Genomic DNA, 9,857 nt, shown 5'->3' on the forward strand with positions numbered 1-9,857 from the left:
CTTACGACGTATTGGACACAATCTCCCGTCGTATCGTAAACGAAGTACAACACATCAACCGTATCGTGTACGATATTACATCTAAACCACCTGCTACAATTGAGTGGGAATAGATACCTTAGTTTTATTTTACGGTTATGGAGGTATTCATGAATCCTTCTCCACTGCGCTACCCAGGAGGAAAACATAAACTATATAATTATGTTTCTCGTTTAATAAAAGAAAATGGTTGCACTACATATATTGAGCCTTTTTGTGGTGGAGCAGCAGTTGCATTGGAACTTTTATTTAATGGACTGGTTAATCGTATAATATTAAATGATTATGATTTTACAATTTTTTGTTTTTGGGAAAGTATTTTATATCGTACAGATGAATTTATTCAGTTAGTAACAAACACAGAAGTGACTATAGACGAGTGGCATAGACAAAAAGCTATTCGAGATAATCTTTCGAATCATAGTAATTTAGAAATTGGTTTTTCAACATTCTTTTTAAATAGAACTAATCGTTCCGGAATTGTTGATAAAGCGGGTCCTATAGGTGGATTAGAGCAAACCGGAGAATATTTAATAGATTGTAGATTTAATAAATTGAGGCTTATTAAACAAATTGAAAAAATTGCCGCGCATAGAGAAAAGATTAGTATATATAATTTAGAAGCCCTTGATTTTATTGAAAATATAATTTTAAACAAAAGAAAGACTTTTACTTTTTTTGATCCGCCTTATTATAGTAAAGGACCTGGGTTATATAAAAATTTTTATTCTCATGGTGATCATGTTAATTTAGCTAATATGATATTAAGTAGATTAAAAAATAGGATGTGGATTGTTACATATGATAATATAAATGCCATAAAAACAATGTATTCTAGTGTATGTAATATTGAGTTTAAATTGAATTACTCTTTACAAAAAAAACGTTCAGCGAGTGAAGTTATGTTCTATGCGAGAAAACTTAAAAGACCAAAAAATGAAGAAGAATATCTAACAATTTTATTTAATGGAGCATAATAAGTAATGGGAGAGATTAAAAAATTAAAAATTAAAGATTTACTCAATTATTTTGAAAATCCTCGACATGTTATAGGAACTAATGAAGTAGATACTTTAAAAAAATTATTTAATTCTGTTGGTGTTCAATATATGCTTAACTTGGCTGATGATATACAAAAAAATGGTTTATTAGGTAATCAGCAAATTGTAGTTGTTTATTCAAATGATTTAAAAAGGTATGTTGTTTATGAAGGTAATCGAAGGGTTGCAGTATTAAAACTTCTTTTAGAACCAGATAAATTTAGTTTCTTGGATGTAGCAACTAAAGAGAAAGCTCAGAAAATTAGTCAAAAAGGGAATATTTCTGAAGAAATTAGCTGTTATGTTACTAATGAAAAAGATGCTTTTTTTATTATGGAGAGATTACATTCAGGTGAAGACAAAGGCAAAGGAACTAAACAGTGGTCGGCACGTGAAAAAGAAAATTTTAAGGTTAGGATGAATCATGAAAAAACACTTTCATATTTGGTGGATTTTTATGTAAAAAAATACTTTGCTGATTTAGATATTACTAATATCTTACCATTTACTACTATTGAAAGAATATTTAACAATAGGGTAATAAAGAGGAAAATTGGGTTAGATGTTTCTGATGAGGAAACTTTTACAAAAAAGCGCATGCAATTAGTAATAGATGCTTCTAAATGGGTTGTAAAAGAGTCAGAGAATGAAGGGATTGCTGTCACTCGTTTATTTAATAAAGCAGGTACAATAGAGGATAAATTATTACCTTGGCTTAGTGATTATAATACTAGATTACTTAATGAGGAAAAGGAAAATCTTACTGATGAAATAGGTTCTGATAGTCAATCTAAAGGTATAACTATTACTAAGGCTCCAAAGAATGATGAAATACCTATTACGAAAAATCAAGACCCTTTAAATGTTACTGATATAAAATCAGTTAAACCTGCACAAAATAATATTATAACTACTCAGGGGAATACTAAAAATTTACCGTATTTTTTTCAAGGGCTTAATTATAGTAATTTATTGCCATCAGATGTAGATTCGCATGGTGTAGCCGCTATATGTAAAGAATTAGAATTATTTTCAGAAAAGAAACTTGTGAAATACTATCCTATAGCAACAACATTTCTTGTGCGTGCAATTATTGAGCAAGCTATAATATATTATTCTAAAAAACATACCATTCAAGGATCGGATCAATTGATTTGGTCTCGTGTACAAAAAGATTCAGGAAAACTTAGTAGAATTATAGATAACTATAATAAAAATTTAGCTAACTATATTACAGATGTAAAAATTCGAGACTATTTTAATAATCTATTTAAGGATTATAGTGCTAATGTGGATCCGTTAAATTGGGTAATACATAGACCTGCTGAATTTCGATTAGATGCAAATACTTTAATTGAACTACCTCAAAAAGGTTTATTAACGGTTATAAACTATTTGTTATCTAATAAAGTATAGAGTTGGGAACTAGATACATCTTTGATTATTGTATATTAAAATTATAATAAATGTTGGAATGATACACTTTGTATTGTTCCAGCATTATTTTTATATATAATACTAGATTGAATGCTTTATGGTAGAAGAAGAGCGTTTTTAATAAAATGATAGATTAATTTAACTACATTTTAATCAGTTAATTATAGCTATGTAATGAGGCCCTATGAAAACTACAAGATCGTTTGGGGAGTATTTTAAATATTCTCTTCATGATGCAAGAGTACAGAAAATAGAATATGTAGATGGTAATTTAACTTTTATCTTTGATTACATTTTTTCCTATGAGAGTCGTGATGAACAGATTCACAAGGCTAAGATAGTATTTGAGAAATGTGATATTGATGATCTAGAAATTCTCGTCTTTAATAGTACAATATTAGATACTTTCACAGGTAAAAGAATTGAGTTACTTCAGTATCAACAGGATTATAGTGAAAGCGAGTTTGAGGTCATTACGGAGTCTTATAATTGGGGACGAGCTGTACTTCAAGGCTGGCTATGGACTGAAGGGAGTCCCGTGCACTGTATAATGAACATATACTTTACAGGTAATATGGTATATGTAATCGATGAGGCCTAATATGAGCAATTTAGATTTTACTATTAGTTGCACTATTACTTTCTTTAGCAAGAAGCTGACGAATCCACCAAATTTAAATAATGGAAAGTATAGCCCTCATATTGTTATAAAAGGCACTGATGAACATCTTGAAATCAACTTTATTGATGGTGAAGATGTAATCTTCAATCAGCCAATACGAGCTAATGCACTGCCAGCGAATGAGGATGTAGATTATTCTAGTTTACAAGTTGGTACAGAATTCTTTATCAAGGAAGATAGTTTAATTGTTGGAGAGGGATTTATAAGAGAAATTTTCCAACATATACCATATAAGAAGAAATAATTGTGGGAAATTCTATCCTTTGGAGTGTATATGATTAAAATAATTGATGGCAAACCGTATTTAGATCAGGTAAAAGAGTTAATTTAAGAGTACACTTAGTGGCTTGGCCGCGATTTGTCATTTTAGAATTTAGATAAGGAACTGGCAGATATTGCTGAGAAATATACGGCTCTGAATGGTGAGTTATTGGTAGCTATCGATGATAATAACGTGGTGCTCGGCATGGTGGACTATTATCCGCATAGTGAGACCCGTTATGAAATGAAACGCCTCTGTGTACGTCCTGAGGAACGTGGACATGCTCTCGGTGATTGTCTTATTGAAAGTATCGTGGACTATGCTAAGGAATCTGGTTATAAAGAGCTGGTATTAGACACAATTGAATCGTTACAAGCAGCGATTCATTTGTATAAGAAGCATGGTTTTGTTGAATGCGAGCCGTATTATCATAACCCTATGGATGATGTTATCTATATGAGTAAGCAGTTGTAGCAACATACGTTTTGCACTTATAATTTAGGAGCGCGGGAACATGAATAAACAGCAAGCAAAAGGATACCTTTTAGAGATAGTGTTATCAAAACTTATTGAAGTGAATGGTTATGAAGTGATTAGAGAGCATAACATTCCGTATGAATATAGTGTGCCATATGAAGAGCAAGAGATAGTAAGTAATTCTAATGGTTTAAATGTTCGAGGGCGTGGCGGATATCATCAGTTTGACACATTGGGGACGTTTAAAATAACGCCTCCTTTTGTATATCCCTTGCGTTTATTTGTAGAAGCAAAGTGTTATGCAAGCACAAAAGTTGGTATTGATAGAGTCAGAATGGGCGTTGGTGTTTTAAATGACATTAATACTAACTACGCTACTGTAGATTTGAGTACTGAACAGTTATCTATTAAACGTTATCAATATCATTATGCAATTTTTTCCACATCTGGTTTTTCAAAGCCTGCACAACGTTATGCAATTGCTCATAAAATACATTTAATTGATCTATCTAATGATGCATATAAAGGTATTATAAATCTTATTGAGCAAATAGTAGATGAATTAATGGATAATTCAGATATAGATTCTTCTGAATTCAATAATTTTAAAAATCTATTTTCAGAATTAATTTATGATGGATATTATTATCATGGGGATAATAAGTTCTTTGTTAGTGATTTACTGCATCTGGTAAGGGCTTTAAAGCGTAATATTGAAAATCAATTTTTATATCTAGCCACAATAAATAGCGTGCATATGATTCCTCTATTAGCTAATTCAGAATTTAATGAGTTGTTGAAATCTAATCCGCATCAGAATGTTTCAATACATTTTAATCCAGAAAACCCTGATGAATGGATTATAGTACCAATAATTGATAACGATGAGGTTCCTAACCTTAGTATTAGTTTTACTCTTCCTGAATTACTTCGTGAATATATATATCAAGATGTTGAAAACGCAATGCTAGTAAAAGAGAAATTTATCCATAAATTTGTTTTTATTGCTTACTTAGATAATGATAACCCTACAATTTGCACATTAACATTTAATAAAGCGACTACTATGGAAAATCCTTGGTCTTTTAGATAATGTAAAGGAGCTTTTATGTCGATTACGTATACAGAAGAACGAAATTTTACGTCTCAACAAGTAGCAGATTTATTTCTGTCTGTTCGTTGGGTGGTAGGCAAGTATCCTGACCGATTACATAAGGCTCTCATAAATTCGTCTCGTGTGATTTCTGCTTGGGATGGTGACCGTTTAGTGGGTCTTATTCGTGTCATGGATGATAGCGAGTTGGTGTGCTTCATCAATTATGTACTGGTTCATCCTGAGTATCATGGTCAAGGTATTGCCGGTCATTTGCTAGAAATGGTGAAGGTGGCTTACAAGTCTTATTTGTATATCAACGTTATGATTGGTGATAGCAAGAATGCACCATTTTACGAGAAGCATGGCTTTAAAATAAAAGAAAATTCCTTACCAATGCAATATCGGAATGTGCCGAAATATACGAAAAGCTGATTGGCCGGATAATCTGTATAGCAAGTAAGTGGTCACATTGTTAATAAAAGGCTGCACGTACATAGCGTTACGTGTAGCCTTTGTTATGTAAACAGTATATACTAAAACGGATATGTAGATGCGATGGAGAAAAATATGGATATATTAATACGAAAAGCGACAACCGCTGATTTAGATTTAGTGACACATATAGAAGCGACTTGTTTTCCTCCTGCTGAGGCGGCGCCTCGTGAGGCTTTTAAGGAACGATTAGATCATTATGCAGGTCAGTTTTTAATTGCTTTTGACGGCGATACACCTATTGGTTTCATCGATGGTTTTGTGACGGATGATGAAGTCTTAACGGATGAGATGTTCGCCGATGCTTCGCTGCATAATCCCCATGGCGCATGGCAGATGATTTTTGGTCTGAATACATTGCCAGAATATCGTAATCGTGGCGTAGGCGGTAAGTTGATTGAAGCTTTTATCGACCTTGCGAGAGAGGAAAAACGTAAGGGCGTAATTCTAACCTGTAAAGAAGAAAAGATTCCTTATTACGCCAAGTTTGGCTTTGTAAATGAAGGTGAATCAGAGTCTGATCACGGCGGTGCCAAATGGTACCAAATGCGAATCGTATTTTAGGTGCTTAGAAATGAGTAGGAATTAACTGTTTATGGTTTTACAATAAATCTGAATATAATAGTTCCCATAAAAAAGAAGCTGAAATCTTTGCAGTGCAGCATTGATTTCAGCTTCTTTTTTGTTGGGAAACATATTAAGTTTTTACAATTAATGTAATTAGACTATACGGATTTGCCTATTATTGTGTATACCAAAATCCATAGGGTTATTTAAATAATTTCTTTTACTTGAGCCACGCCTTTATCGGTCAGCATATAGTATCCATTTGTTACATATAGCAAGCCTTGTTTCTTAAGATGTGATGCGGCTTGGTGTGTATAGTCTGGTTTCCAGTTCAAGTGTTCGTGAATGGTGCCGATACCATTTTCAATAGCCGCCACAGGTGTATTCATATGGGTGTAGATGTGGCAGAGCATCATCGTTTCTCGATAGTGACGGCGCAAGTGGCGCTGGCGAAGATAGGTTGCTATATAGCCTGTCTTTGGCGTGCAAATAACGGCAATTAATAAGGCGAGACCGATCGTTGTTGCGATAGCCCCTGCAATAGATACGTCTAGGGTGAAAGCGACTTCCGTACCGATAACGGCACAGATAATGCCGATGATGATACTACTAGTGAGCATGGCTTTCACAGAGTCTGTCCATAAATAAGCGATAACCGCAGGTCCGATCATGAGGCCGATAACGAGGATAGCACCAACCGCTTGGAATGAAGCCACCACGGTAAGGGACACCATGGTCATCAGCACGTAGTGGATGAGGGCAGGCATGAAGCCGAAGAGCCCTGCTAATAATGGGTCGAAGGTAGATAGCTGCAATTCCTTGTAGAAGAGCATAACTAATAGGAGGTTGATGACCGCTACCCCCAGGGAAATCCATAGTGAAACAGGACCTAAGTCGGTACCGTTTACAATCCATCTGTCGAATGGGGCGAACGCGATTTCCCCTAGAAGTGCCGTATCTACGTCAAGGTGTGCGTTGCCGCTATAGAGACTGACGAGGATGATGGCAATGGAGAAGAGGAGAGGGAAGATGATACCGATGGACGCGTCTTCGTTGACGAGGCCTGTGTTATGAATCATCTCTGTAAGCCACACTGTTCCTACGCCGACTACGGTTGCCCCTACTAAAAGCAAGGGAGAGTTTAAGTCTTCCGTTACAAAGAAAGCGAGCACGATGCCGAGGAATACGGTGTGCGTAATGGCGTCAGCCATCATGGACATGCGGCGCAGCACGAGGAATACACCAGGGATTGCGCACGCGATGGATACTGTGATAGCGATGAGTAAAATCTCTGTATGTACTGTCATGGGGCACCTCCTATGCGAGGCTGTCCACCCTCTGCTCTATATATCTTTTGTTGTAAATCGGCAGGACTTATCTTTGCAGTTTCTGATAATAAAGCTTGTTTTGATTGTTTGTTTTTACGATATTGCCACAAGATGCCTCTATTAGGTGCAAATATGAGGCTCAACAGTACGATAACCGACAGAATGATGATGATCGCAGGTCCTGTAGGCAGTTTTTGTACTGTTGTACTCCAAATGGTACCGCCCATAGCAGATACCATGCCGAAACATCCTGCTAGTATACACATGGTACCTAGCTTGTTCGTCCACTGACGGGCCCCTACGGCCGGTGCAATGAGTAGGGAACTGATCAAGATAGCACCTACTGATTGAATGCCGATGATGATGGTCATGATCAATAGTGAACGATATAAAATGAGGGTAAAGGTGACGGGAATTTGCAAAGTTTTAGCGTATTCTACGTCAAAGGAAATGAGCTTTAGCTCTTTCCAAAATAAGGCTGTTAAAACGATAATGATGAGCGCTGCCGCCGATGTAATGTACACATCGCGGGCTAATATGGTGGCGGCCTGTCCAAATATAAATTTTGAAAGCCCCGCCTGACCTGCATTGTTTAGACTTTGAAGGTAGGTGAGTAGGACCATACCAAGACCAAAGAATGCAGATAGTATAGTAGCCAGAGCACCATCGAATTTGATTTTACTGTTTTCGACGGTAATGGTAATGAGCCAAGCTGCAGTAATCGAGGAGAGGGCGGCACCTATAATGAGTACCTCAATGTCTTTTATACCGGTCAGCAAGAATGCGATGACTACACCAGGCAGTGCCGCGTGGGAGAGACCGTCACCGATGAGGCTTTCCTTGCGCAGTACTGCGAAGGTGCCTGCAATACCACTGGCAAGGCCCAAGAGAGCTGTGCCGAGCAATACCATCTGTGTCGTATAGGATTGGAGTATAGTCATACAATCCTCCCCTTGCCGTAGGTGCGCTCGATGGCCTCATCAGTAAAGGTATCTACTACGGGACCATAGGCAACAGTTTGCTTATTGACCATCGTTACCCAGTCGAAATATTGAGGTACCGTATTTAAATCATGGTGTACGACGATGACCGTTTTGCCGCGTGCTTTCATTTCTTGTAAAAGAGAGATAATGGCGTGCTCCGTCGTTTTATCGACGCCCTTGAAAGGCTCGTCCATGAGGTAAATATCTGCCTCTTGTACGAGGGCTCTCGCGAGGAATACACGTTGTTGTTGTCCCCCTGAAAGTTGTCGGATTTGCCTATTCACATAGTCGCTCATGCCCATTTTTTCAATCATGGAGAGGGCTAGTTCCTTATCCTTTTTGCTAGGTCGTTTAAACCAACCTAGATGACCATAGCGGCCCATAAGTACAACGTCTAATACGGTAGTAGGAAAGTCCCAGTCTACGCTACCGCTTTGAGGAACATAGGCGATTTTCTTGTAATCCTTTTTGTCCATTGCAAGGTGGTGGTCGATATAAAACTTAACACTACCTGAGATAACTGTTAATAGGCCTAACATGGCCTTTAATAATGTAGATTTGCCGGCTCCATTAGGGCCGATGATGGCCGCTAAGGAACCGATGGGTACCTTCATATCTACGTCCCATAATACGGGTTTTGTCGTATAGGCTACGGTCATATCTTCAACTTCAACGGCCCATTCCATAGAGACCTCCTTTTATCAATAGTGCTACTATCGCTGTATTGTTAGTAGTACTTGTACTTACATAGGACGTACACTGTATGTCGTCCTTGTTTTGAAACGTTATTTGTTATTTAAGTGCTTTAGCGATGGTATCGATGTTGGCTTTTACCATACCGATATATGTGCCGCCTTCAGTGCCTTCAGAACCGAGGGAGTCGGAGTATAATTCACCACCGATGGCAACGTTCCAGCCTTTAGACTTAGCTGCTTCTTGAACGGCTTCAATTGTTTTGTGTGGTACAGAAGATTCTACGAAGATCGCTTTAATTTTGTGATCTACGATAAATTGAACAAGTTCATTCACATCTTGTGTGCCTGCTTCTGTAGCAGTACTTACACCTTGCAAACCTTTTACTTCAAAGCCATAAGCTCGAGCAAAGTATTGGAAGGCATCGTGTGCTGTTACGAGGACGCGAGATTCTTTAGGAATTGATTCTGCTTGTGCTTTGATGTATGCATCTGTTTCATCTAATTTAGTGAGGTACGCATCATACCGTTTTTTGAAATCCTCTTTGTGAGCTGGATCTGTTTTTGCAAGACCTTCGTAAACCGCTTTGGCAGCAAGTTTCCAGTTAGCTACATCGAACCAAATATGAGGGTCTTTGGTTTTCACGCCATCTTCTTCGTCAAAGTCGAGTAGAGTAGCTGGATCAATGGCGTCAGATACGCGGATAGTAGCTTTATTTTGTTTTGTTAAATTGTCGAAAATGGAACCCATTTTACCTTCTA

13 protein-coding genes are annotated in these 9,857 nt (G+C 37.1%); 9 read left to right on the plus strand and 4 right to left on the minus strand.

Annotated elements, in window-relative coordinates; all coding sequences use genetic code 11:
* From QZ055_RS05825 to QZ055_RS05865, 9 genes are all read left to right on the plus strand, one after another.
* Positions 1 to 113: hypothetical protein (locus QZ055_RS05825; protein ID WP_295825255.1), on the plus strand; the 113-nt coding region annotated here is incomplete at its 5' end.
* 36 nt (positions 114 to 149) lie between these two features.
* Complete coding sequence (locus QZ055_RS05830) at positions 150 to 1,016, plus strand: DNA adenine methylase (protein WP_156719418.1); 867 nt, start codon at positions 150 to 152, stop codon at positions 1,014 to 1,016.
* Between the two features lie 6 nt (positions 1,017 to 1,022).
* A complete protein-coding gene (locus QZ055_RS05835) occupies positions 1,023 to 2,495 on the plus strand; it encodes a hypothetical protein (protein ID WP_156719419.1) in 1,473 nt (490 codons plus the stop codon).
* Positions 2,496 to 2,700: 205 nt separating this feature from the next.
* A complete protein-coding gene (locus QZ055_RS05840; RefSeq protein ID WP_156719420.1) occupies positions 2,701 to 3,117 on the plus strand; it encodes a hypothetical protein in 417 nt (138 codons plus the stop codon).
* 1 nt (position 3,118) lies between these two features.
* Positions 3,119 to 3,442 (plus strand): hypothetical protein, encoded by a 324-nt coding sequence (locus QZ055_RS05845; RefSeq protein ID WP_156719421.1) that lies wholly within the window; start codon positions 3,119 to 3,121, stop codon positions 3,440 to 3,442.
* 171 nt (positions 3,443 to 3,613) lie between these two features.
* Positions 3,614 to 3,934: a GNAT family N-acetyltransferase gene (locus QZ055_RS05850; protein ID WP_267471731.1), complete on the plus strand. Its 321-nt coding sequence runs from the start codon at positions 3,614 to 3,616 to the stop codon at positions 3,932 to 3,934.
* Positions 3,935 to 3,974: 40 nt separating this feature from the next.
* The gene (locus tag QZ055_RS05855; protein WP_156719422.1) at positions 3,975 to 5,030 is read left to right on the plus strand and encodes a hypothetical protein; all 1,056 of its coding nucleotides are present in this window, start codon (positions 3,975 to 3,977) and stop codon (positions 5,028 to 5,030) included.
* 15 nt (positions 5,031 to 5,045) lie between these two features.
* Positions 5,046 to 5,465: a GNAT family N-acetyltransferase gene (locus QZ055_RS05860; protein WP_156719423.1), complete on the plus strand. Its 420-nt coding sequence runs from the start codon at positions 5,046 to 5,048 to the stop codon at positions 5,463 to 5,465.
* Positions 5,466 to 5,600: 135 nt separating this feature from the next.
* Positions 5,601 to 6,089 carry a GNAT family N-acetyltransferase gene (locus QZ055_RS05865; protein WP_156719424.1) on the plus strand — a complete coding sequence of 163 codons (489 nt, stop codon included), beginning with the start codon at positions 5,601 to 5,603 and terminating at the stop codon, positions 6,087 to 6,089.
* A gap of 209 nt (positions 6,090 to 6,298) precedes the next feature.
* Here QZ055_RS05865 and QZ055_RS05870 read toward each other — a convergent pair whose 3' ends face one another.
* The 4 genes from QZ055_RS05870 to QZ055_RS05885 form a co-directional block, all read right to left on the minus strand.
* Complete coding sequence (locus tag QZ055_RS05870; protein WP_295825251.1) at positions 6,299 to 7,399, minus strand: metal ABC transporter permease; 1,101 nt, start codon at positions 7,397 to 7,399, stop codon at positions 6,299 to 6,301.
* Positions 7,396 to 8,361, minus strand: a complete 966-nt coding sequence (locus QZ055_RS05875; protein WP_295825252.1) for a metal ABC transporter permease — start codon at positions 8,359 to 8,361, stop codon at positions 7,396 to 7,398. The genes QZ055_RS05870 and QZ055_RS05875 overlap by 4 nt, the downstream gene beginning before the upstream one ends.
* Positions 8,358 to 9,089, minus strand: a complete 732-nt coding sequence (locus tag QZ055_RS05880; RefSeq protein WP_295825253.1) for a metal ABC transporter ATP-binding protein — start codon at positions 9,087 to 9,089, stop codon at positions 8,358 to 8,360. The genes QZ055_RS05875 and QZ055_RS05880 overlap by 4 nt, the downstream gene beginning before the upstream one ends.
* A 106-nt stretch (positions 9,090 to 9,195) precedes the next feature.
* The coding region (locus QZ055_RS05885; RefSeq protein ID WP_295825254.1) for a metal ABC transporter solute-binding protein, Zn/Mn family at positions 9,196 to 9,857 on the minus strand (662 nt) is incomplete at its 5' end.

It is taken from the genome of uncultured Veillonella sp. (assembly GCF_905209685.1).
Lineage (GTDB): Bacteria > Bacillota > Negativicutes > Veillonellales > Veillonellaceae > Veillonella.